The organism is Myxosarcina sp. GI1 (assembly GCF_000756305.1).
GTDB lineage: Bacteria > Cyanobacteriota > Cyanobacteriia > Cyanobacteriales > Xenococcaceae > Myxosarcina.
Map to the genome: position 1 here is coordinate 79,593 of NZ_JRFE01000023.1, position 23,346 is coordinate 102,938.

A 23,346-nucleotide genomic window follows, 5' to 3' on the forward strand; every position below is an offset into this window, starting at 1 on the left:
AAAATAAATCTCAATCTTATTTAGAACTAAAGACAGTTACGACCTGATAAATTAGCGAAACCCGAAACAGAAGTCCCAAATTTTCTAATTCAGCCTACTTTAGTATTTAGTTTTAGTAAAAAAAAATAAGAAACTTATAAGTAAATCTATGATGTCCAACCTAAAAGTGCTGCAACTTGAGTCCAAACGGTAGTCGGATCGAAGGGTTTAGCAATTGACCCAGCAATTTTCATCTGGGCAAATTTGGCGCGATCGCCTGGCGTGACCTTTGCAGTTAGCAAAACGACTGGAATAGCTTCGGTTTGGGGGTCTAACTGGAGACGTTCGACAAATTGAAATCCATCCATTTCAGGCATCGATACATCGAGAATAATGCTGTCGAGTTTTTCGGTTCTAGCTTTAGCTAACCCTTCCTTACCAGAACTCGCCGTCACTGCTTTCCAACCTGCGAAATCTTCAAAAACTCTTTGCAAAACAAATAGTATTTCTGGTTCGTCATCGACAATCAGCACCCGTTTATTCATAGTTCGACAATGGTAAGGTAAAGAAAAACGTACTGCCTATACCCAATTCACTTTCGACCCAAATTCGTCCCCCGTGTTGTTCGACAATGCTCTTACAAATAGCCAACCCCAAGCCCGTACCTTTCTTGTCGCGAGAGTCGGAAATGTTTACTTGTTGAAAGCGATCGAATATGGACAATAATTTATTTTGGGGAATACCCTGTCCTCGATCTTTAACTTGAAACAGGATTGCCTTTGATTCCTCTTCAAAGTCTTTTGATTCTAATTTGAGGAATAGGGATGAGAAACTGTTAGTAATTAGCTCTGCTGTAAGCCAGATAGTCGAACCAGGAGGAGAGAACTTAATCGCATTGGTTAAGAGATTAGTCAAAGTTTGTACGATCGCGTTGGGTGCGGCTAAGATCTCGTAGGAACAGGAATTGACAATAAGCTCGATGCCATCTCGATCGGCAAGTATTTTAACCGACTCAGTTGCCTGGTGAAGCAAAGTAGAAAGATCGCATTTTTCTTTAACCAACTTAAATTTCCCTGACTCCAACCGCTCCAGGTCTAAAATATCGTTGACTAAGCAAACCATACGTTCGCTATTGTTGTGGGCAATTTGCAATAGTTCTTTTGCCGTATCTGATTTATCATTGTAAAATCCCGTATTGAGTAGACCCAAAGAACCATTAATTGCGGTTAGGGGAGTACGAAGTTCGTGGCTGACAATCGAAATAAATTCATCTTTGAGTCGGTCAATTTTGTCGCGATCGCTAAGATCTTGAATTTGAGCGATAAAATAAAGCGGTCGAACTTTAGAGTCTTTTACTAAAGATAAGCTGAGCAAACAGCTAATAGTATTGCCAAATTTATCTACACAGCAGATTTCTCTTTGAGTAACTCGCTCGTTGTCGGCTAACATTTGTTGCCTGATTTCTGAGACTCGCTGTCGATCTTCAAGGGCAGTTATGTCGTGTAGGGTAGCAGTGAGCAGTTCTGATTTTGTGTAACCAACAATATTACACAAAGAACTGTTGACTTTGAGAAACTTACCACTACAGGAAACAATAGCAGTGCCAATTGGCGTGTTTTCAAAGGCACTGCGAAACCGTTCCTCGCTTTCTAGAAGTTCTAGTTCTGCTGTTTTGCGTTCTGTAAGATCTCGAAGCACGATTAGTACATCGTCTTTGTCTAGAGGTACTACTCTTGCCTCTTGCCAAATTACTCGTCCATCGTCTAGCAAGGGAAACTCATCAATTTGAGCTTTGCTGCTTTGTAGTGCCTCTTTAGTAGCTTTGAGGAGCTTTCTTGCCAATTGTGGAAAGAGAATACTGCGGTCGTTCTTTCCTACAGTTGCTGGCAATATCGTTTTTAAAATGGCATTTGATAGCTTGACATTAAGATACGTTCCATCACGATGCATCCGAATTATCGAATCGGGCAGTGCTTCGATAATGGCGCGGTTTAATGCTTCGCCTTGTCGAATGGCTTCGGTTTGACGGGTAACCTGGCACTTCAACTCTTGTTCGTAACCAGCACGTAGTTCTTCTGTATGGCGACGTTCGCTAATATCCTGGAAAACATTAATAGCATAAACCACGTCGCCAGCTTCATCAAAAATGGGAATAGTACGAACTTCTAGCGGGATTCGCTTGCCCTCAACTTCTATTTCGAGATCGTCTAATACAGTTGATTCTCCTTTTAATGCCCTGATTGCAGGTAATTTATTTACAGGATAACTACGGTTAGTTCCAGCGACGTAAATAGGCAAATCTCGCGAAAATTTTGCTGATAATAAGGGATTTAGTATTTCGTTGCGTCCTAAAATTTCTTTTGCTGCTCGATTTAGCAACACTGCCTTGCTATCGCGATCGAAGACGGTAATTCCCAAAGGGATACTTTGCAAAAAAGTTTCAAACTTTTTTTCGCTGGCTTGCAGAGAACCAAAGGTATCGTCTAGTTGCTGTGCCATCCGCTCGAAAGCGATACCCAGTTGCGCTACTTCCCCTACTCCACCTACTTGAATTTGTCGCTTTAATTGTCCTTCGGTAATAGCCGTTGCTGCCTGCTGTAAGCGGTGAATGGGGGTAGCGATCGCCCGTGATGTCCAAATCCCCGTAACTGTCGCCGATAGCAAGGTTAGCCCGCAAAGTAGTAACGTCCGTTGATTGTTTGCCTGGATATCTGCTAAAAAATCTGTTTCGGGAATCGCCGTTACTATTAGCCAGTCAAGTCCATAACTATTCTGATATGGCGTAATTTGCACGAACTGACGCTGCTTGTCTAAGAGAAAGCTAAAACTCTGGCTGGCTCGAATTCGGTTTAAGTCTTGCCATTTAGCGATCGCTTCTTGAGCTACGGCGCGAGTTAACAAGTTCTGGCTATCTGTACTCTGCATTCGGATTAGTTCTTTTCCCTGCCTGTGGAAAAGTCGTTCTTGAGTAGAGCTGGCGATTAATTCTCCTGTTGGCTCGACGATAAACGTTTGACCAGATGGAGAAAAATCTAGAGAATCGAGAAATAAACTAATATCTTCTAGCAGTAAATCCGAATTAAGAACTCCTTGCAATTCTCCGTTTATATAGACGGGAGTTACCGCAGAAATTATAGTAATAGGTAAGTTTAGAGCGGGAAAAACTGGAGTCCAGGTTGGTTTGCCAACTTTTAAAGCAGTTTTGTACCATAAAAGTCGGCGAGAATCAAAATTGGGCGTAACGTGTATTGTTTTTAGGCGATTTCGTTTTTCATCAATTTGGTAAAAGCGGCGTACTCCAGGTGCGGCTCCTCGCTTATCCCAGAGCGTAATAGTATTGGGAGTAGTAACAACACCATGGCGATCGCGACCGACTCCTAGAACTTCTCCGTCAACATTGCCAAAGCTAAGAGTAGTCAGTGAGGGGAAAATTTGTATTTGCTGGTAAAAATACTGTTCTAGTTTGGCAAAATCTGCTACGTCTATTTTTTCCTTGGCTATCGCGACTCGATTTAGTTCTACTATCTGCTGAGGAGTTGCTAAATATAGTTCGAGACGCTCGACAATCCGCACCGATACCTGATTCATTAATTGGTTAGCCAGGTCATTAACCGCTCTTTCGCCACTGCGATTAGATAGATAGGCAACAAGCCCCACTGCTCCCACCAACTGGAGCAGAAAAGGAATTGTCAGTAGTATTCCCAGGGAAATTTTAGTCAAAAATTGCCGCTGAATCTTCATAGAGAATACAAGCAATAGGTGTTTCCGCCTCGCCATTTTGCCGCTTGTAGTGCCTGGTTAGCGGTATTCATAAAAGTGCTAACGCTATTATTGGCTGCGGGAACGGTACCAACAATTCCCAAACTCATAGTCAAGCGATCGCTCAAGGTAGAGCTTTGGTGAGGAATATTTAACTCAAAGATCTGCTGCTGAATTGTCTCGGTTAATCTTACTGCTGTATCTAAATATGTTGAGGGCAAGCAAATGGCAAATTCGGCTCCGCCATAACGGGCTACTAAGCCCGAAGCAGGAATACACTGTTGTAAAATAATTGCCAGTTGCTGCAAACAGGTATTGCCTGCGGCGTAACCACAGTCGGAGTTGTATGCTTGAAAGCAATCAATCTCACTTAAGATAACGGCGATGGTTTTTTGTTCTCGCTTTGACTGTTCCCACCCTTGTTGAAGGGAGTATTGGAAAGATTGGCGGTTTGGAAGTTTGGTTAACGCGTCGGTATCGGTTTCTATAGATTTATTAAAACTTAATTGCTTTTGAGACAATTGCTCTATGCGATTGACTACTCTACTGACTAGTTCGGGACCGAGAATTGGTTTGCTAACAAAGTCAATTGCTCCTGCCTCAAATGCCTGTCGCAAATAATCTGGTTCAGTTCGAGCAGTGAGGACAAAAATTGGTAGACTGCAATAGAGAGCATGGGAACTAACCGCTTGACAGATTTCAATCCCATCGAATGTAGGTACGTCTAAATCTAGTAGGAGTAGCAGAGGTAATTGGGAAAATAGAGCCTTCCACAATTCTTCAGGTTTAGTTACGCAAACTAATTCGATTTTTTTTGTCTCTAATACTCGTTGCAAAGCATCGGAAGTATTTAAGTCTCCGTAAAAGAGTACTTTCGTCCGCGATGGTTCGAGCCGCTGACTTGAGTTTTGCAGAGCATACTGCTGGGAGGCTGGCGACTCTATAGCATATGGCAATACTCTGGCTGTGGTAGCAGTAAGTTTGGGACGATCGCCTGACAAAAACTGCTTGAGAGATGCGAGTTCTCGTGAGAAATCTCGAACTATTGTCAGTTCGTTCTTTCCTTTCTCACTCAAGAGTTGCTCTATCTGGCGAACAAAAGCTACAGCTTCAGGGTAGCCGAATGTCCCCAATCCTCCTACTAACTTGTGTGCCTCTTCTTTGGCTCGCTCTCTTTGGGGTTCGGTTAGGGTATTGGTTGACAATCCCCGCTCTACCTCTTCTAAAACCCTGATTCTTCGTTCTAAACCAGAGTCAAACGAGGCTTTAGCTTCAGCAATCGCTTTAATTCCCGATTGTTTGCTTTTTGACTGGTGATTGGGGACGGGTTTTAATCGATATCCTATGCCAAACACTGTCTCAATTACTTCCTCGACTATACCTACTTTTTTCAGTCGTTTACGTAAATCTTTGATCAGATTGGTTACCGCTCCTTCTGTCGGATAATTATCGCTCGTCCACAGGCGATCGATTATGGCATTACGACTAAAAACTTGGCGAGGATGTTTTAAAAACAACTCTAGCAATTTATATTCTCTTGGTTTTAGCTCGATTTCTTGACCCTGGTAGCTAGCTTGCAACGATACTGGATTTAAAGTCAATTTACCCCAGGACAACAGCGAGGAAAGCCTGGGATTTTTGCCTCTTCTTAACAAAGCTCTAATTCTCGCTAATAATTGCAAAAAAACAAAAGGTTTGGTTAGATAATCATCAGCCCCAGCATCCAAACCTCTTACAATATCATGAGTAGAATTCTTGGCAGTAAGCAGTAAAATTGGCATTTGGTAGCCTTGAGAACGCAGACATTGGCAGACCATAATTCCATCGAGTTTAGGAATCATTATGTCTAGCAAAATTATGTCGTACTGCCACCGATTAGCTAGTTCCAGACTTGTTTGACCATCTCTGGCAAGGTCTACGGTATACCTTTCACCGCTTAAGGTTGCTGAGAGAACTCTGGCAGTAGATAGATCGTCTTCAACTAATAAGATTTTCATGGAAAACTATCTTGACAAGCGTCTAAAAAAAATCCTGAATCGCAGCTATCTTGCAACTTCTAGCTTTTGGTTGTCTTTTCGAGGTAATAGAAAACAGAGAATAAAAGTTAGATATAAAACTAAAGTTTTCTGAATATACAAATATTGTTACTCAGATTTTAATTTAATACATCGGCAGTCGAATTTTAAGCCAATTAAAATTTTTTGTTAGTAAGTTTTTATTCATTGACTCTAATATTTTTGTTTTAAGATAGAGTTATGGCTATAGTAATCTTTGTTTTTTCTTAATTTAGCTTGGGAGTAGAGAAGTTAAAACAAACATAATTTTTATTTAAAACTAAATTAATTTTCTTTGTTCACTAATACTACAACATTTTCATTAATACAATATTAAATGTTAGAAAAATTATATGAGTAGTAAACATAGAAAATAAAAATCAACAATCTCGACCGAATGATAAAATTGATACAGAAAGTTATTAGACTTCTTACATAAATACGATTTTTCATTGTTTCAGCAATTACATAGAATTCTCAAAAACTCTTGTCTTTTAAACTACTCAGAGTTTTCTTAAAATATTTTGTGCAAAAGTCTACTTAATACGTCGATGACGAGACGTTTTGTTGCGTAATAAATATATAAAGTGCCCTGTTAGATATCCCCCCCAACCAGGAATAGCAAGAGAAGTAGCCAAAATTGTGGTTGTGGCACTAAGTCTGCTTGATAGTGTCCTTGCCTCTTCCAAGCCTTGAAAGATAAAACTAATCGTAACAATTGCGGCAAATACTCCTGCTGTCAGTCCACTAACGCTTTTAATAAATTCTTTGGGATGAGGAATACCAGATCTTGCTTTGTTCGAGCTAGAACCCAAAAAAAATCCCGAGACAATACCAGCTATGGCGAGAAAGCCAACCATAGTAACTCGGGTTTCTATTGTATGAGTAACATTTGTCTGAACCTTTAAATAATCTGCTAGTACAGAACCTGTACCGACAACGCTTCCTGCGATCGCTGCCACACTCAGCCACCAAAAAAATGGTTTGTGTAGACGCGTACTGGCATAAGCCGAAAAAGCGATCGCCATGGAACAGAGAATAGCAGAAAGCAACAACTGTAAGTTACTGCCGATGATATAAGCTAAGATACCTCCCGTTACTGCTCCAGCAAGCCTATAAAGGTTAGTTCTGATTGGTTTAAAATGATGGCGTTCATACCCGTTCGTGTTTCGCATTTCATTGGGAATTTTCTGGTTTTGTCAGTAAAAATTTGAGCTTCAACTCTTAAATTCAACCTCGATTTTGATATATTTTCAAAAAACTTTAGAAATTTTTATTAAAAGCTGTCATTAAAAAAATTTGTTTTTCATGATGAAAAAACTATTAATAAGTACAATCGCTACTGGCATCATGGTTAGTTTTGCCACTCCATCGCTGGCGTTATTATTCGATCGCCCCGATTTTTTCGAGGAAGGAAAAGAGCAATTTGACCGAGAAATCGAGCGATTTCAACAACAAGCACCCGAACCAGGTTTGAGTATTGAAGGAGAAGAACAAGAACAAACCTGGCAACATCTGGTTTCGCGAGAGGGAGGCTTTAGTATTTGGGCACCTCGCGGCACTATTGTTCAAGAAACCAAAACCTTACAAACAGAGGTAGGAAATATCGAGTTTAGAGTTTTAGCTACTAATCCCCAAGCTTCGAGATTTGTTGTTGCCTACTCAGAAGAACTATCTTCTACTCAGTTGGAAAACCCCAGGGCTATTTTAGCGGGGTTGCGGGAGCGACTAGTCAGCAACACGGCTTTCGATCTTATCGACGAGCAGCCTATAACCTACAAAGAATATCCTGGCAGGCAACTGAGACTTCGAGATTCTGAAGAAACTATTACCTTTAGAGTTTATTTAATTGATGAAACAATCTATGTTCTAGGCGCGAGCCAGCCACAGCAAGGCGAGCTTTCAGAAGCGGCAACTGCTTTTTTTAATTCCTTTGAAGCGATCGAGTAAGTTACTGTGCTGTAATTTGCAGCAAGAACGAGTGAGTTTGCTTTAACTAATTCAATTGGCTGAGAATATTTTTGTAAATTATCCCATCTTTCATAATTACAACAAAATTATTGCTCGGCTCTTCAATTAACTCGATGTTTTCCAGTGGGTTGCCGTCTACCAGCAATAGATCGGCTAGCGCACCTTCTTCGACAACGCCTAACTTACCAGGATAGGGATTGCGAGGACCAGACAAGGCAAGCAGTTCGGCATTGGTACTGGTTGCCATTTTAAGTACCTCAGCAGAAGTATACCAGCGTATCAGCTTTGCTAGCTTTGCGCCTTGGCGGGCGGCTCCTTCAGTACTGTATAAAGTATCGGTACCCCAGGCTGTTTTTAAGTTGTACTTCTTAGCCAAGTTGTAGGCAGTGTCCGTTCCTGCTGCCACCTTTAGCTGGTTAGCTCGGTTCTCAGATCCCTCTGGATAGGGATTGGCATCCGCATCATCTAAAAAAGGCTGAATACTAAGCCAAACGTCATTTTCTGCCATAATTTGGGCGGTTTCTTCATCCATTAGTTGACCATGCTCGATACATTTTACCCCTGCCCGAATCGCCGTCTGAATCGCCCTGGGAGTATAGGCATGGACGGCGACGTAGGTGTTCCAATTCTCAGCCGCTTCTACCGCTGCTTCAAACTCTGCTTCAGTATATTGACTGACATCGATTGGGTCATAGTCTGAAGCAACACCGCCTCCAGCCGCTAGCTTAATTTGGCTGGCTCCCATCATTAACTGCTCGCGAACGCGGCGCAGCACTTCGGGAACCCCATCAGCGATCGCCCCAATTCCATATTTTTCGCCCAAACTAAGTTCGGAGGTTGCTGTTCTGGGCAGTTCTGTTAGAGAGCGAAAGTCTCCATGACCGCCAGTTTGAGAAATCATGGCACCTGAAGGCCAGATACGCGGTCCCACTACATCACCGCGATCGATCGCCTTTTGTAGCTCAAACACTGGTCCCGCCATATCCCGCGCACTGGTAAAGCCACGCATCAGCATAGCTGTGGCATTTTTTCCTACCTGCTGAAACAGCTTTTCGGGGGACGTTTTGCCCAGCATTATCAGTTCTTCAACCGAACCACTCTCCAAAAATAAGTGGGTATGGGCATCGATTAGCCCTGGCATTAGCACTCGACCTTCACCATCAATCCGAGTTAAACTGTTTTCTTCTGGTATGGAAAAAGGTCTGGTAGAAATCTTCTCTATTTGGTTGCCGACCACTAACACTGTAGACGGAGCAGACAGTCGCTCGGAGATGCCATCAAATATTCGCACATTCTCAAACAAGACATTGGTAGACTGTCGACCTTGACTAGTGCTAGGAGGTGGATTTTGAGCAAAGCTAATTCTTGATATAAACCCGATTAGCAAGATTAGCAATGCTCCTAAGATAATTAAGTGGCGCGATCGCATCTGCATAGACATTTACCAGTATCATGAAATTATCTTATGCTTACATTTACGGGTAAGAGATAAGATCGAAGGAATTAATGGTATATTAAACCATCAAAGCTAGTTTTAAGACGAGATCGAGTTTTTCTAACTACTAAGGCATAATCGGTTAGCCAAAGTTGATGAAGTCTGCCGAGTGAATTGACCAAAACGGAAATTTAGCGACCTCAATGCTATAAAGCAAGACTTGATATGAAATACTTGAATGTTCGCTACGGAAAGGTTCTAAAAAGATTCTTATTTCCTAACTCCTGTTTACTAATTCAAGGTTATGTGTAGCGTTCTTTTTCAGATTTCATATAACAACCGCTAAAGCCGTTTCAAGCAGGTAACACCGTAAATAATGTCTTGAGACTAGTAGCCACTGACGAGCGGTATTTCTAACAGTTGCCTGTTGGAAAAATTGACGATCTTCTTTTTAAGTAAAATTCTAAAGCTATGTGAGAAAAAAAGAGATGGTATCTAAGTTTTGGCTTGTTGGCGGGCTGGCGATCGACATAGTTTTGTTTGTAAATGTGGCAGAAGCAACTGCCAGTGAAACATTTACAAAAATAAGCTTTGTTGAAGTTGCTAACCTGAAAACGGCAGCGGCAATTCCTCAGTTTCTCGCTGCCACCGAACAAAATTATGCAATATCTATATTGTCCGAAAATTGTTGTTCTCGGTTGCCTGCTATTGAGTCTTCGACTATCGAAGCGGTGACATTACTAGCGTTAGAAAACGAACTTTTCTCTCTTAGTCCGCTCCCTGCCACCAAAATTCCCCAAGCGTGGAAATTTAATGAACTCAACATTTATACAAACGGTAATATTAAAGAAAATTTTAAACTTGAAACTGAATCCGAATCAAAGTTAGTAACTCAGGAAGCTACAGAGCCAAAAACTCGAAACTGGTCTTTCAGCTTCACGCCCTATTTTGTGGTTCCCTTAGAACTTTCGGGGGATTCAAGCATTGCCGAAGTAAGTGCCGATCTTGATGTTGGGTTGGGCGATATCATTGGAGCTTTAGATTTTGCTCTTTTTGGACAGTTTGAGGCTTTTTATCGCGATCGCTTAGGATTTTATTTTAATGGTTACTATACTAATCTTAGTTCTGATAGTTTTGAAACTGCCAGCGGTAGCGGATTGTCGGATCTAGGAATTAGCATAGAGGCTAAAGCAGAAAATCAACAAGCCTACTTTGACTTGGGGTTTACTTATCGCTTCGATTTAGATGATAATGCTCCTTCGCTACAGATACGTCGCCAAAAAGGAGATACCTTTTTGGATTTAACAGGAGGGATGCGAATCCAGTATCTCAATCAAACCATCGATCTCGATATAAGCGGTAACGATCCTTTGCTTGAAAGTCTCGGTATCGATCGCGAAAACCGTCTGGGTAGTGATAATACCTGGGTAGAGCCTTTACTCAGAACCCGCTTTGGATATGCATTCAATGAAAAACTGGCTCTTTTTACAGCTGGTGAAGTTTCAGGTTTTGGAATCGGTGACTGGTCGCTTAGTTGGCGAACTTCAGCAGGTATTGACTGGATTTTTGCGGGAGATACTTCTTTTATTGGCGGTTATACTGTCTCTGGCTTTGATTATGAGTCTGGTAGCGGTAGAGAACAGTTTGGACTAGATGCGATCCAGCACGGACCCTTTTTTGCCTTTAGGTTTCGCTTTTAGGTTTTGTTGATTCAACTAAAGCAACCAGATGGGGCGGTAATGTATAAAAAAAATGTTGTAAGTTCGATTGACTTTATCTAAGACTCTGTATTACCAACAATGAGGAAAATCGCCAGATTAATCAAGCTAAATGCAGGGATTTGTATCGGTGTAATACTGCTAACAATTTTAAAAGCCAAGCCTGTTTTCAGTGCGGAGCGAGTTATTTTTTCGATTCCTGTTTTGGGCGATTTTTACGTTTCTGTAGACTCTCTAGAAACTTTTGCCAAAACAGGGGAAATCACTTCAGACTTTGAGTTCTATGCCAAACGCCTCCAGCCGCACGCTCTAAACCAACTGCGTCAGGTATTGCGCCACCGTCTCGATATTTCGCCAGTGACCGTCTCGCGCCTAACCAACATGCCCATGGGTGAAGACTACCTCAAGCGGGTAGGTCAAATCGTCTCTACCCATCGCAAGCGCAATGGGATGTATGCGCTGCGGTCGGCTTTAATTTTAGCTGCTGCTGACCCTGACGGGTTGAGCCTGCTAAATATCATGCGTCAGTTTCCTACTCAAGATATGCGGATCGATAGCAATTTAGTTTTCTCTTTGATTAAAGAATCGGCAAATTACCTGGAATATAACAAAACTACGGTAGAGGCGATCGCACAAGAAGCAGAAGCAGAGTTAAATAAAACGCAACTATCTCAGTCTCAAGATTTGCGACAACGAGGTGCATATCAAGTTGTCAAAGAAACTAGAACTTTCCAAATCGATCGCGTTCGTCAAACCCTAACTGGTCTATCTAGTTTTTATCGCCTGGATGCCGATCTTTATTTTCCTCAAGACTTTGGCAAACCAGCACCACTAATCGTGATTACTCACGGCTTTGGTTCCAATCGCTTCAACTATTCCTATCTAGCCGAACATCTTGCCTCTCACGGTTTTGTCGTTGTCGTTCCCGAACATATTGGCAGCGACAGCGAGTATCAACAGGCTTTCTTAAGAGGTGAATTAAGCGTCGATGTTAGTCCGATTGAATTTATTAGCCGACCTCTCGACGTAACTTACTTGCTCGATGCTTTAGAAAGCACAGCAGCTAAGAATCTTGAATGGCAGGGAAAAATTAAGTTCGACCAAATTGGGGTTATCGGTCATTCCTTTGGTGGAGCTACGGCTCTACTGTTGGCTGGAGCGGAATTAAACCGAGCGCGATTGCGTCAAGAATGCGATCGCTACCAGTTCACCCTAAACGCCTCCCTGATGCTTCAGTGCCGCGCCAGATATTTGCCGCCTGGAGAATATCGCCTCCGAGATCCGCGTATTAAAGCAGCGTTAGCTGTTAGTCCAGTCACCAGCATTATGTTAGGACCAGAAGGGATGGGAGAAATCGAAATCCCAACGATGGTTTTGGGGGGAAGTCAAGATATAGTAGCTCCCTTTATTGCCGAACAAGCACATCCTTTTTTATGGTTGAATGCTACTCACAGGTATTTGGGATTGATGACTAATGGAACCCATTCATCGACCAGCAATGCAGAGGAAGTAGCTAAGATGGCTAAAATAATGCAAGGTCCGCGACCCGACTTGGGCAGAGGTTACCTTAAAGCTTTGAGTCTGGCATTTATGGAAGTGTATGTGCGCGATCGCTCGGATTACCAGCCATATTTGTCTACCTCTTATACCCAAACAATTAGCGGCGATGCTTTACCTTTACATCTTATTAAGTCTCTTACTCCCCAACAGTTAGAAAAAGCCTATGGTGATGTTCCACCCAAACCACCCATACCAGAACCCGTTGTAGCAGTCGAACCCCAAGCCGATGAAATATTGGCAGAAATTAGAAGAACGGGAGTTTTGAAAATAGCGATGAGAAGCAATGCTCCGCCTTTTGGCTATATAGATCCCCAACAAGATCTTTGGACGGGTTATTGTTCCGATCTAGCCGATGCTTTGGGTACTTATCTTGCTAACAAGCTCAACTTAGGCGCAGGAGTAGAAGTAATTAAGCTACCGTCTACAGCAGAAAATCGCTCGGAGTTGGTTAAAGATACGGTTCATTTGGAGTGCGGACCCAATACAATTACTGAAGATGCAGAAGTAAACTTTTCTAATGCTTTTTTTATCACTGGAACTAATTTCTTAGTCGAAACTGACAAAAACATCGAGATTACTCCAGAAGACGAACTGAATGATTTAAGCATTGGGGTGTTGGAAAATACACTTACAGAACAATTTATCAGACAAAATTATCCCCAAGCCAACATCGTATCTTTTTCAGGGGAAAAAGGTCGGGCTGAGGGAGTGAAAGCGATCGCCACAGGCGAGATCGATACTTTTGCTAGCGATGGAGTTTTGCTAGCAGGAGAAGTGGCACGACAAAACCTGGAACCAAAACAGTTCCAGCTAGTTCCAGAGAAACCTTTGACTTGCGACTTTTACGGACTGATTCTGCCCCAGAGCGATCGCCAGTGGCAAAGTACGGTCAATAGTTTTTTGAGCGATCGACAACTAGAACTGAGAGAAAAGTGGACTACTGGCTTTTCTGACAAATTGTTATCCGATCTCGATTATTGTGTGAACCAGCAGAGATAATATTATAGTAAATCTGGCGATCGCAACTTTTAATACACAGCGATATCTATAAAACTTTTTGGGTGAGCGATATGTTGGAAAAACGCTGGAGAACAATTATTCTAGGATTTTGTTTGGCTCTAATTCTGGTAGTTACTCCAAACGGACTCACTCAACCCGACTCAAGATCTTCTCCTGCAACAGAAAACAGTATATCTAGCGTAACGGTCGAGTTAGACGATCGACCTTTGCTTGTTGTAAAAACAAAAGGGCTTGCGCCTTCTATTGATGAGCGAGCTTCGGACATCAAGCGAAGAATCGAGCAGTTTGCTAAATCTACAGTTTCAGTAGAGGCACTTAACACTTTGGATACTGAAGGAGCTACTCTCGTAGGAGCAGAAAATGAATTGCTGTTTGGCATCACTGATGAAGATGCTAAAGCAGTTGGCAAAACTCGCCAGGCTCTAGCTAAAGAATCTCTTCAAAAGCTACGACAGGCTGTCGAACGCTACCGCGAACAACGCAGCATCCAATCTCGAATCAGAGCTTCGATTATAGCTATAGTTAGTACCATCGGACTGTTGCTGTTATTAACTTTGTTAAATAACATAGCTCCGCAAATATATCAGTGGCTAGACGAGCAACGGAATCGCCGCATACCCAATATTCGCATTCAGAGTCTAGAATTAGTTTCTTCCTCTCAATTATCAGGATTTTTAAAAATACTCACCAAACTGATTCTTAGAGTATTGGCGTTGCTAGCTATTTTTTGGTATCTCGCTCTAGTACTTAGTTTGTTTCCTCTTACCCGCAAGCTTGGCACGAGGATGTGGGGGTGGTTTGGGAGTCAGTTAGAGCGGTTTAGCAAAGGTTTTATCGATTACTTGCCAAATTTGATGACCATTTTGCTGATTGTCGTCATTGCCTATTGTGCGATTCGTTTTTCGCGTTTTTTCTTTTCTGCATTGTCTAGAGGAGTCTTTACTCTGCCAGGGTTTTATCCAGAATGGGCGCAGCCAACTCACCAGTTGCTGACTTTTGCGATTGTTGCTCTGGCATTTGCCAGTTCGTATTTCTACTTGCCAAACGCCGAATCTCCAGCTTTTCAAGGAGTTTCGATTTTTTTAGGAGCTTTAGTTTCTTTTGGAGCTACCAATGCCATTAGCAATATTTTTGCTGGCATAACGCTGATTTATACTCGTGCCTTTATAGTAGGCGATCGCGTCGAAGTAGCTGACAAATTAGGGGACATAGAAGATAGAACCCTGCTGGTGACCAGGATTCGTACCGTAAATCGAGAGTTAGTGACAATTCCCAACAGCATTTTGCTAAGTAGCAGTATCGTTAACTACAGTGCTTTAATTAGAGAGACGCATACTTCTCTGACTTTACAAACTACAATAACGATCGGCTACGATGTTCCCTGGCGAGAACTCCACAATGTATTGATAGCTGCTGCCCTTGCCACAACTGATATCTTAGACAACCCAAAACCCTTTGTCCTGCAAACTTCTCTCGACGATTATTACGTCAGCTACAGACTTAAGGCATTTACCAATCATCCAGAAAGAATGCAGTTTATCTATTCAGAATTGCATCAAAATATTCAAGATAAATGTAACGAAGCAGGCATCGAAATTATGTCACCTCATTACACTACTCTTCGCGATGGCAACCGAACCACTATTCCCGAAAATTATTTACCACCAGACTACACAACACCTGGTTTTCAAATCGATTCTCAAATGTCGCCAATAGATCCTTCGAGCAGAGCATCAGATAATCTTAATTCCTCAAATTTCCCATAAGCGCAAGCAACCTAATGTATACTGCTCGGTCGAATGGAAATTTTTAATTACTCAAAGCATTTTATTGCAAGTATAGTAAAACCTAAGATTTAAAACGATCGGCAGTAAATAATGATGAAAAAAGAACGGTTATTGCCCTCTTTTTTTAAGTCCATCATCATAACCTTTATCGTAGTCTGAGGAGTTGCGAGGATTGTCGTACCTTTCGCCGTTGACTCCATCTTGAACGCCTCGGTAATATTCTTGCTCTGGCGGGACTGATTTGTATCTGTCTTCTGTCGCCCGTTGATTATTTTTGTTGATAACTAAGCCAGTTGCGGCTCCCACTCCCACACCAAGCATGACATCACCAAAATCGGCTCTAGCTGGCGAGGGAAGACTAACAATACCGACTGTCAATGTAGTCAATCCGATTAAAGTTGCTTTATTCATGGAACACCTCGAATTTTAATGTAAGTAGTTTATCTATATAAATATAAATCGACTTATGGTTGTTCTGATTCTTCGGTAGAGGGACGCTCGGATAGCCATCCTTCAAGGGTAGCAGAAACAATAGTTGGTTTTTCATTCACCATCCCGAATCTTAAGGTATTGATACTTCCAGATAAGAGTCTCGTTCCCTCTTGGTTGGTAACTTCTCGGAGACGATAAACGGTTGCAATGCCAAATTCGCCGTCAGTCGAAACTGAAATATCTACTTTCTGTTCTAGCGTCTTGCGGTTTTTAAAGCGATTGTACGATTGAGTTAATAAATTGCGATGTTCTTCTATACCGACCACTGTAGTTGTTAGCAAGGTATTTCCCATATTCAAGCTAACTTCAGAATGAGCAAAGGGAGCGACGTGTTCTAAAATTTCATCGACATTCTCTTGCTCTCCAGCATCTTGGATCTGGGTTAATACTTGACGGATATTCTCTGCTGTTAGTTGACCTGTAGCTTCTTCAATAGGTTGTTCTGTTTCTGCTTGAGCTTGCTTAAAATCGCTATTAGTATTAGACTTTATCGATCGCGACGAAAATGTTGGTTTGTTTAGTCGCTCTATTGGAGCGGCCAATGTAGAACTGGTAATGCTACTGACGATGAAGAGCAGACCGATACCTATTATATTTTGTTGCCATTTCCCGTTCATTAATTGCACTCCTCTCAAAAATTTAATCTTTGAGACATTTTTTTAGATAGATAAGAGCATATCTCTAAAAGATAAGAAAGTTATAACCAAATATATGCTGTCTAAATTTTTTAAAGGCTCAAATGAATCGTACTTTTGCTGGTTTATAGTCAATTGTTTTCTTGACACTCTACATTTTTAGCCTTTACAATCGTGCAAACATTTTTTTATTATCTATGATAAAAGACAGCCCTAATTAAAGAATCTGTTTCTAATATTCTGTTCCATAGTCTAAATTTTTTCTTTCAGTATCACGGTGGTCATCATTTCTTATTTGAGACTTTTGTGCGCCTGTTAGTTTGACTGAGTTAACTAAACTTTAAGCGAAAATTTAAATATTGCCTAAATCGATCGCATCTATATTACCAAATACATTAGCCGTTACGCCTACATTTAAGGGTAGAGGTATGTAAAGTAAACTGAATCTATATTTGCCAACCATCATCGAGTTACAAGTTTGAAAAAGGCTCTTGCCCTTTTGGTGTTAGACGTGAAGGAAACGGAACTGGCGTTGTTACGGTAACTAAGCCAAATGGTCATACCCGCGCTATCTTCTTTGAGAATGGAAAGGCAACAAGGTACGAGGTGCCAGAAGTAGATCCTAATGAATTTAGCGTCGAGAAGCAAGCCGATCTAAACGCAATTCGTATCGGTAGGGAACGCTACGAGATCTCCGATGCAGTTATTTTTGGAGGTTGATACTTTACTTTTCAACCGAAACTTGGCAATAATTCTTCTCTTAACCAAATTAAGTGACGAACGAGCGAATTGCTGCGATCGCGGTTTTTATATTCAAATAGGGCAGTATAAGGGAATACGAATTATAGCGATCGCTCTCTCAGATAATTTACTCTACTTTTAAAACTTATTTAAGCTCTAAGCTATTCAGTGCTAAAAATCGAATTAGATATACTGTGGCTCAAACAGATAAATAGGCATCAAGTGATTGTAATAGAAGTCCAAACATAGAGTGCAAGCTATTTTTGATTCACATTAAACGTAAAAGACAAAATTTTAACATTGTTAAAACTTCTTTTATAACTCTCTTACAAGTTCATATGTGAGCTTTATTTCTTTGTCGTATTTTTTTAGGGGTTACGACGACTCAACAATGAAAGAGACATTCTTCTAATGAGATCTATTGCTTTTGCTCATATAACAGTTTCAAAAACTAAAAAACTGCGTATAAAGTTACTCAAAATTTTCAAGATTACGATCGCATCAGCTATATTGATGCTGTTTAATTTTGGTATTTTCAACAGTAACGTAGCTTTTGCAGCAAATTATGCTTCTAGCAATATCAAACCTGCATCGCAGGAAATTGCTCAACTGACGACTACTACTAAAAGCCCCAAAAAACCCAATATTATAATTATCTGGGGAGATGACATCGGACAGAGCGATATCAGCGCCTATACTAAAGGTTTGATGGGCTTTAGTACTCCCAATATAGATCGCCTGGCAAAAGAAGGAGTTACCTTCACCGACTATTATGGCGAGCAAAGCTGTACCGCAGGGCGATCGGCTTTTATTACCGGACAGAGCGTTTTCCGCACTGGCTTGAGTAAAGTAGGTCTTCCTGGTGCTGACACGGGTTTGCAAGATGAAGATCCCACCATTGCCGAAATGCTGAAGGCTCAAGGTTACGCCACCGCTCAATTTGGTAAGAATCACTTAGGCGACAAAGATAAGTTTCTGCCCACCGCTCATGGTTTTGATGAATTCTACGGCAACCTCTATCACCTCAACGCCGAAGAAGAACCAGAACTGCCCGATTATCCCAAACCAGAAGAGTTTCCCGACTTTAAGAAAAATTTCGGTCCTCGCGGCGTACTCCACAGTTTTGCCAAACCTGGTGGCGGACAGGAAATTGAAGATACGGGTCCTCTGACTAAAAAACGGATGGAAACTATCGACGACGATGTTGCCAATCGTTCTGTCGAATATGTTAAGAAGCATGCAGAATCGGGAGAACCGTTCTTTATGTGGACTAATTTTACCCACATGCACTTCCGCACCCATACTAAGCCTGAAAGTTTGGGTCAAGCAGGACGCTGGCAGTCTCCCTATCACGATACGATGATCGACCACGACAAAAACGTCGGTCAGATCTTAGATGCGATCGACGAGGCGGGTATTGCCGATAATACGATAGTCATGTATAGCACCGATAACGGTCCTCACATGAACTCCTGGCCCGATGCGGCAATGACTCCTTTCCGCAGTGAAAAAGATACGGGCTGGGAAGGTGCTTTTCGCGTTCCTGCTTTTGTACGTTGGCCAGGTCATATCGAACCAGGTTCCATATCCAACGAGATTGTCTCTCACCTAGACTGGATGCCTACTCTAGTGGCAGCAGCAGGAGAGCCAGAAATCAAAGACAAACTATTGAATAATTACCGAGTAGGCAACAAAAGATTTAAGGTACATTTAGACGGTTATAATATTTTGCCCTATCTCACGGGTCAGGAAGAACATAGCCCTCGCAATGAGATGTTCTACTTCTCTGATGACGGCGATTTGTTGGCACTGCGATATGACAACTGGAAAGCCCATTTTGCCCAGCAAAGAACTCCTGGGACTCTAGCTCTCTGGGGTGAGCCATTTGTAGCAACCAGACTTCCCTGGCTCTACAATCTCCGTACCGATCCCTATGAGAAAGCTACGATTACTTCCAATACCTACTGGGATTGGTATCTCGACCACGTTTATTTATTGCTACCTGCAAATAAATATGTAGCTAACTTTCTAGAAACCTTCAAAGAGTATCCTCCACGCCAAGAGGCAGCTAGCTTCACAATCGACCAGGCACTTGAGAAGTTAAAACCTCCCAGTAGCTAGCAATAATGATTTGGTTGTTGGCTATTTGTCATCGATCTTTTGTCATTAGTCACTCGTTTTTTAAATAAAGCCTAAAAGACTAATGATGTTTAAAGCAGGAAAATGAGAAATCTCTTTCCTGCTTTGTCTATAAGTCGCGATCGCCACTATATTCTTTCTCTGTACTTATAGTGCTGGAATGAGAGAAATTATCCCTTTTGTATTACAAGTCGAATTGTAAAAATGTTTATCAAAAACTATTTTTCGAGCCAATTAGTTGGCTTAAGTATCGCTATGGCGATCGCTCTTGTAGGTTTATTGAGTTTTCCTTTGTCAGTTCGGGCTAGCAACACCTCTTCCTGTCCAGAGGGGATGGTGTTTATTCCAGGGGGTTCTTTTACCATCGGGGCAGATAATTCTGAATTTATCGAAGAAAAAGCCGCTAAAGATGTTTCGGTAAAATCTTTTTGCATCGATAAACACGAAGTAACCAACGCCGAGTTTGCCAAGTTTGTCGAGGCAACAGGATACATAACTATAGCCGAACGTCCCCTATCTAAAGAACAGTTTCCCGACTTGCCCGACGAACAAAGGACAGCGGGTTCTTTGGTTTTTCAGCCTCCTGCCGAAGATAGCCGACAAATAGCGTATTTAAGTTGGTGGCACTGGACTCCAGGTGCCAACTGGCGACATCCTTTTGGAGTGGGTAGCGACATCGAAGGTAAAGAAAATTATCCCGTAGTTCACATTGCCTATGAAGATGCCGTCGCCTACGCTGAATGGGCGGGAAAAACGCTGCCTACTGAAGCCCAATGGGAATTTGCGGCGCGGGGAGGATTAAAAAATAAGAAATTTACCTGGGGGGATGAGTATTCTGCCAAGAAAGCCAATACCTGGCAGGGAATCTTTCCCTTTTTCAACACTAAAGAAGATAACTACGTGGGAACTGCTCCCGTTGCTTCCTTTCCCCCCAATCGCTATGGCTTATATGACATGACGGGTAATGTTTGGGAATGGACTTCTGACTGGTTTGCAGTTAGCCATGCCAGCAAAGCCCACAGCAGCGATCCTACAGGACCTGCTAAAGAAGTAAGTTTCGATCCCAAAAAACCTGCCGACGGAGCCATGCACGTAGTCAAAGGCGGTTCATATCTGTGTGCCAAAAACTATTGCAGTCGCTACCGCCCTGCGGCAAGAGAATCCCAGGCACCCGATACGGGAACTACACACATCGGGTTTCGCGGAATTGTAGCTTTGAGCGAATCGTAATGTTGTTAAACTCTTTAGCTCCATAACTATAAATTAGTCAGGCGATCGCTATTACGTAAATCAAAATGTTTTCTCTAATACATTTATCCTCAATCTGCTACGCTACTCGCTCATTAAAGCTTTAGATTTACTTACAAAAAGAATATTTCTGTCAATAAATAAATGCCCGAATCGTCCTTGAAATCGGTGTTTTTGTTGCAGTTGAATTAGCGATCGCTCTCTTTCTTTATAGGTTCTTATATAGCTCTTATATCTTTGTTCTAGTCTAGATAACTGTAAAAAGATGCAAATGAATTGCTCTAGCACGCAGAGTAACACCTATTGTTGGTTGAATTTTAAATCTACAAAGTTAATACAATAAAATCTTCAGTCCATGAAACATTCATTTTTCTATCGGTGCGGCAAATCGCTTGTGACGATCGCTCTAACTATAGCCTTAGTACTGATAGGTAATTTGCCTTTTGGTAGTGTTGCGATCGCGGCTGACTATTCTGCCAACAAATTTAATTTCAATAAAGCCCCTCAGACGGTTACCCAACTCCCCAAACCCGACCCCGTATTTAAAGGTAGAGTCGGCAAAACCTATAAAGATTCCGTTCCTAGTTATCCCCAACCGTTGGAGGCTCCCGAAGGAGATCCCAATGTGTTGATAATTCTGCTAGATGACGTAGGTTTTGGTATGACCTCTACTTTTGGAGGACCCGTACCTACTCCAAATCTAGATAAGTTAGCTAGTAACGGAGTTTCTTACACTCGCTTCCACACTACGGCTCTGTGTAGCCCCACTCGCGCCGCCTTGCTAACAGGACGGAACCATCACAGCGTCGGCACGGGAGTCATTACCGAGATGGGTACGGGCTATCCAGGCTATACGGGCATCATTCCCAAAAGTACCGCTCTAGTCTCAGAAACCCTCAAGGACAACGGTTACGCTACGTCTATGTTTGGCAAATGGCACAATACCCCAGAGCCAGCCATCAGCCCTGCTGGACCTTTTGACCGTTGGCCCACTGGACTGGGATTCGACTACTTTTATGGGTTTAACCAAGGAGAAACTAACCAATATTATCCGACTCTTTACCGCAACACAGTTCCTGTCGATCCTCCCCAAACTCCCGAAGAAGGCTATCACTTTACTGCGGATATAACCGATGAAGCGATCGCCTGGATTCGTAACGTACGAGCTGCCGATCCCGATAAACCTTGGTTCACCTACTTCAGCACGGGAGCAGTTCATGCGCCCCATCACGCGCCCCCAGAATGGCGAGAAAAATTCAAGGGCAAATTTGACTATGGCTGGGACAGGCAGAGGGAATTGACCTATCAAAAGCAATTAGAAATGGGCATCATTCCAGAAGGGACTCAATTAACCCCCCGTCCAGAGGAAATACCTGCCTGGGATGAAGTGCCTGACGAAGCCAAAACGGTATATACCCGACTAATGGAAAACTATGCTGGATACATGGCGCATACCGACTATCACGTCGGTCGATTGATTGACTCTCTGGAGCAGTCTGGAGAATTAGACAACACGCTGATCTTCTATATCATCGGCGATAACGGAGCCAGTGCCGAGGGGGGACTAGAAGGAACCTTTAGCGAACTTGCCAGCTTGTTTGGTATTCAGTTGGGACTAGAAAGCACCATCAATCGCCTTGACGAAATCGGCGGACCAAAGAGTGAACCTCACGTGCCTGTAGGCTGGGCATGGGCGATGGATTCTCCCTTTCAGTGGACGAAGCAGGTCGCCAGTCACCTTGGCGGAACTCGTAACCCGATGGTGATTCACTGGCCCAAAGGTATTCAGTCTAAAGGCGAAATTCGTAACCAGTTTCACCACGTTATCGACGTAGTGCCAACAATTTTAGAGGCAACTAAGATTGCCGAACCAACAGAAGTAAACGGTATTGCTCAGAAGCCAATTGAAGGAGTCAGTATGGCTTACTCTTTTGACGAGCGAGCTGCTAAGGACAAAAGAACCACCCAATACTTCGAGATGTTTGTCAATCGGGCTATCTATGATGATGGCTGGATGGCTTCGAGTCACTTTGGTGTGCCTTGGGATACGGCGAGTCGCTATGGCGATTTCCAAGATGCCCCTTGGGAGCTATACAACCTGGAGGAAGATTTTAGTCAGGCTAATGACCTTGCCGCAGAAAATCCCGAAAAACTCAAGAAATTACAGGCTAAATTCGTCGAAGAAGCCCAGAAGTACGATGTTTTTCCCCTCGATCCCCGATTTTCCGAACGGCTCGATCCCAAACTCCGAGTAAGCGGCGAACCGCCAACTAGCTGGACTTACTACGGTAATAATGTGCGTATGCCAGAGCCAGTGGGACCGCAACTGTTCCCCAGAGGGCATACTATCACTGCCGATGTAACCATACCCCAAAAAGGAGCAGAAGGGGTTATTACCTGTGCTGGTGGTTTTTCCGTTGGCTGGTCGCTGTACGTCAAGGACAATAAACCAAACTTCCGCTACGCAGTGGTTGATATTGGAAATGTCACCATTCCAGGAACGGTAACTTTGCCCAAGGGCAAAGCGACCATTAAAACTGAGTTTACCCCCGACGGCTCTCCAGAAGGAGGCGGCACCCTCAATCTATTTGTCAATGACAAGCCAGCAGGGGAGGGCAAACTAACTCGCTCTTTGTTCCGTCACGGTTTAGAACCGTTTGAGGTCGGTCGCGACTCGATTACGGCGATCGACCCTGCCTATGAAAATAAGGGCAAGTTCGAGTTTACAGGCAAGATCGATGAAGTTAACTTTGCGTTGAAGTAACCTGCGATCGCGCTTGGGGCGGGTAATAAATTTCCCGCCCGATT

Annotated in this window: 15 protein-coding genes; 8 read left to right on the forward strand and 7 right to left on the reverse strand. The window is 42.6% G+C overall.

The window, feature by feature from the left end; genetic code table 11:
- Nucleotides 1-146: 146 nt before the first annotated feature.
- The 4 genes from KV40_RS17170 to KV40_RS17185 form a co-directional block, all read right to left on the reverse strand.
- Nucleotides 147-524 (reverse strand): response regulator, encoded by a 378-nt coding sequence (locus tag KV40_RS17170; protein WP_036484067.1) that lies wholly within the window; start codon nucleotides 522-524, stop codon nucleotides 147-149.
- Nucleotides 517-3,720, reverse strand: a complete 3,204-nt coding sequence (locus KV40_RS17175) for a PAS domain S-box protein (RefSeq protein ID WP_036484069.1) — start codon at nucleotides 3,718-3,720, stop codon at nucleotides 517-519. The genes KV40_RS17170 and KV40_RS17175 overlap by 8 nt, the downstream gene beginning before the upstream one ends.
- The gene (locus KV40_RS33465) at nucleotides 3,717-5,735 is read right to left on the reverse strand and encodes a response regulator (RefSeq protein WP_036484072.1); all 2,019 of its coding nucleotides are present in this window, start codon (nucleotides 5,733-5,735) and stop codon (nucleotides 3,717-3,719) included. Before KV40_RS33465 ends, KV40_RS17175 begins: the two co-directional genes overlap by 4 nt.
- A 593-nt stretch (nucleotides 5,736-6,328) precedes the next feature.
- Nucleotides 6,329-6,967: a hypothetical protein gene (locus tag KV40_RS17185; protein WP_036484074.1), complete on the reverse strand. Its 639-nt coding sequence runs from the start codon at nucleotides 6,965-6,967 to the stop codon at nucleotides 6,329-6,331.
- Between the two features lie 133 nt (nucleotides 6,968-7,100).
- Here KV40_RS17185 and KV40_RS17190 point away from each other — a divergent pair, with 133 nt between their 5' ends.
- The gene (locus tag KV40_RS17190) at nucleotides 7,101-7,742 is read left to right on the forward strand and encodes a hypothetical protein (RefSeq protein ID WP_156114064.1); all 642 of its coding nucleotides are present in this window, start codon (nucleotides 7,101-7,103) and stop codon (nucleotides 7,740-7,742) included.
- A gap of 46 nt (nucleotides 7,743-7,788) precedes the next feature.
- Here KV40_RS17190 and KV40_RS17195 read toward each other — a convergent pair whose 3' ends face one another.
- Nucleotides 7,789-9,192, reverse strand: coding sequence for an amidohydrolase family protein (locus KV40_RS17195; RefSeq protein ID WP_036484219.1), 1,404 nt, complete (start codon nucleotides 9,190-9,192; stop codon nucleotides 7,789-7,791).
- Between the two features lie 494 nt (nucleotides 9,193-9,686).
- Between KV40_RS17195 and KV40_RS17200 the strand changes: the two genes are divergently transcribed.
- The 3 genes from KV40_RS17200 to KV40_RS17210 all read left to right on the forward strand — a co-directional run bounded on the left by KV40_RS17200 (nucleotide 9,687) and on the right by KV40_RS17210 (nucleotide 15,262).
- Nucleotides 9,687-10,898: a hypothetical protein gene (locus tag KV40_RS17200; RefSeq protein ID WP_036484079.1), complete on the forward strand. Its 1,212-nt coding sequence runs from the start codon at nucleotides 9,687-9,689 to the stop codon at nucleotides 10,896-10,898.
- Between the two features lie 99 nt (nucleotides 10,899-10,997).
- Nucleotides 10,998-13,475, forward strand: coding sequence for an alpha/beta fold hydrolase (locus KV40_RS17205; protein ID WP_052055718.1), 2,478 nt, complete (start codon nucleotides 10,998-11,000; stop codon nucleotides 13,473-13,475).
- A gap of 71 nt (nucleotides 13,476-13,546) precedes the next feature.
- Complete coding sequence (locus KV40_RS17210) at nucleotides 13,547-15,262, forward strand: mechanosensitive ion channel family protein (protein WP_036484082.1); 1,716 nt, start codon at nucleotides 13,547-13,549, stop codon at nucleotides 15,260-15,262.
- Between the two features lie 129 nt (nucleotides 15,263-15,391).
- Here KV40_RS17210 and KV40_RS17215 read toward each other — a convergent pair whose 3' ends face one another.
- Both KV40_RS17215 and KV40_RS17220 read right to left on the reverse strand, forming a co-directional pair.
- A complete protein-coding gene (locus tag KV40_RS17215; protein WP_036484086.1) occupies nucleotides 15,392-15,694 on the reverse strand; it encodes a hypothetical protein in 303 nt (100 codons plus the stop codon).
- 53 nt (nucleotides 15,695-15,747) lie between these two features.
- Nucleotides 15,748-16,392 (reverse strand): hypothetical protein, encoded by a 645-nt coding sequence (locus KV40_RS17220; RefSeq protein WP_036484088.1) that lies wholly within the window; start codon nucleotides 16,390-16,392, stop codon nucleotides 15,748-15,750.
- A gap of 715 nt (nucleotides 16,393-17,107) precedes the next feature.
- Here KV40_RS17220 and KV40_RS35010 point away from each other — a divergent pair.
- From KV40_RS35010 to KV40_RS17235, 4 genes are all read left to right on the forward strand, one after another.
- Nucleotides 17,108-17,293: a hypothetical protein gene (locus tag KV40_RS35010; RefSeq protein ID WP_156114065.1), complete on the forward strand. Its 186-nt coding sequence runs from the start codon at nucleotides 17,108-17,110 to the stop codon at nucleotides 17,291-17,293.
- Between the two features lie 371 nt (nucleotides 17,294-17,664).
- Nucleotides 17,665-19,272 carry an arylsulfatase gene (locus tag KV40_RS17225; RefSeq protein ID WP_172657304.1) on the forward strand — a complete coding sequence of 536 codons (1,608 nt, stop codon included), beginning with the start codon at nucleotides 17,665-17,667 and terminating at the stop codon, nucleotides 19,270-19,272.
- A 273-nt stretch (nucleotides 19,273-19,545) separates the two neighbouring features.
- The gene (locus KV40_RS17230) at nucleotides 19,546-20,520 is read left to right on the forward strand and encodes a formylglycine-generating enzyme family protein (protein WP_052055723.1); all 975 of its coding nucleotides are present in this window, start codon (nucleotides 19,546-19,548) and stop codon (nucleotides 20,518-20,520) included.
- A 373-nt stretch (nucleotides 20,521-20,893) separates the two neighbouring features.
- The gene (locus KV40_RS17235) at nucleotides 20,894-23,302 is read left to right on the forward strand and encodes an arylsulfatase (RefSeq protein ID WP_036484093.1); all 2,409 of its coding nucleotides are present in this window, start codon (nucleotides 20,894-20,896) and stop codon (nucleotides 23,300-23,302) included.
- Nucleotides 23,303-23,346 lie beyond the last annotated feature (44 nt).

What these genes read in the sequence shown, in the direction of transcription:
- KV40_RS17175 (WP_036484069.1), bottom strand. Translation starts at nt 3,720, where the DNA reads ATGAAGATTCAGCGGCAATTTTTGACTAAAATTTCCCTGGGAATACTA.
- KV40_RS17220 (WP_036484088.1), bottom strand. Translation starts at nt 16,392, where the DNA reads ATGAACGGGAAATGGCAACAAAATATAATAGGTATCGGTCTGCTCTTC.
- KV40_RS17195 (WP_036484219.1), bottom strand. Translation starts at nt 9,192, where the DNA reads ATGCGATCGCGCCACTTAATTATCTTAGGAGCATTGCTAATCTTGCTA.
- KV40_RS17185 (WP_036484074.1), bottom strand. Translation starts at nt 6,967, where the DNA reads ATGCGAAACACGAACGGGTATGAACGCCATCATTTTAAACCAATCAGA.
- KV40_RS17170 (WP_036484067.1), bottom strand. Translation starts at nt 524, where the DNA reads ATGAATAAACGGGTGCTGATTGTCGATGACGAACCAGAAATACTATTT.
- KV40_RS17230 (WP_052055723.1), top strand. Translation starts at nt 19,546, where the DNA reads ATGGCGATCGCTCTTGTAGGTTTATTGAGTTTTCCTTTGTCAGTTCGG.
- KV40_RS35010 (WP_156114065.1), top strand. Translation starts at nt 17,108, where the DNA reads ATGCAGTTATTTTTGGAGGTTGATACTTTACTTTTCAACCGAAACTTG.
- KV40_RS17225 (WP_172657304.1), top strand. Translation starts at nt 17,665, where the DNA reads ATGCTGTTTAATTTTGGTATTTTCAACAGTAACGTAGCTTTTGCAGCA.
- KV40_RS17200 (WP_036484079.1), top strand. Translation starts at nt 9,687, where the DNA reads ATGGTATCTAAGTTTTGGCTTGTTGGCGGGCTGGCGATCGACATAGTT.
- KV40_RS17210 (WP_036484082.1), top strand. Translation starts at nt 13,547, where the DNA reads ATGTTGGAAAAACGCTGGAGAACAATTATTCTAGGATTTTGTTTGGCT.
- KV40_RS17205 (WP_052055718.1), top strand. Translation starts at nt 10,998, where the DNA reads ATGAGGAAAATCGCCAGATTAATCAAGCTAAATGCAGGGATTTGTATC.
- KV40_RS17190 (WP_156114064.1), top strand. Translation starts at nt 7,101, where the DNA reads ATGATGAAAAAACTATTAATAAGTACAATCGCTACTGGCATCATGGTT.
- KV40_RS33465 (WP_036484072.1), bottom strand. Translation starts at nt 5,735, where the DNA reads ATGAAAATCTTATTAGTTGAAGACGATCTATCTACTGCCAGAGTTCTC.
- KV40_RS17215 (WP_036484086.1), bottom strand. Translation starts at nt 15,694, where the DNA reads ATGAATAAAGCAACTTTAATCGGATTGACTACATTGACAGTCGGTATT.
- KV40_RS17235 (WP_036484093.1), top strand. Translation starts at nt 20,894, where the DNA reads ATGAAACATTCATTTTTCTATCGGTGCGGCAAATCGCTTGTGACGATC.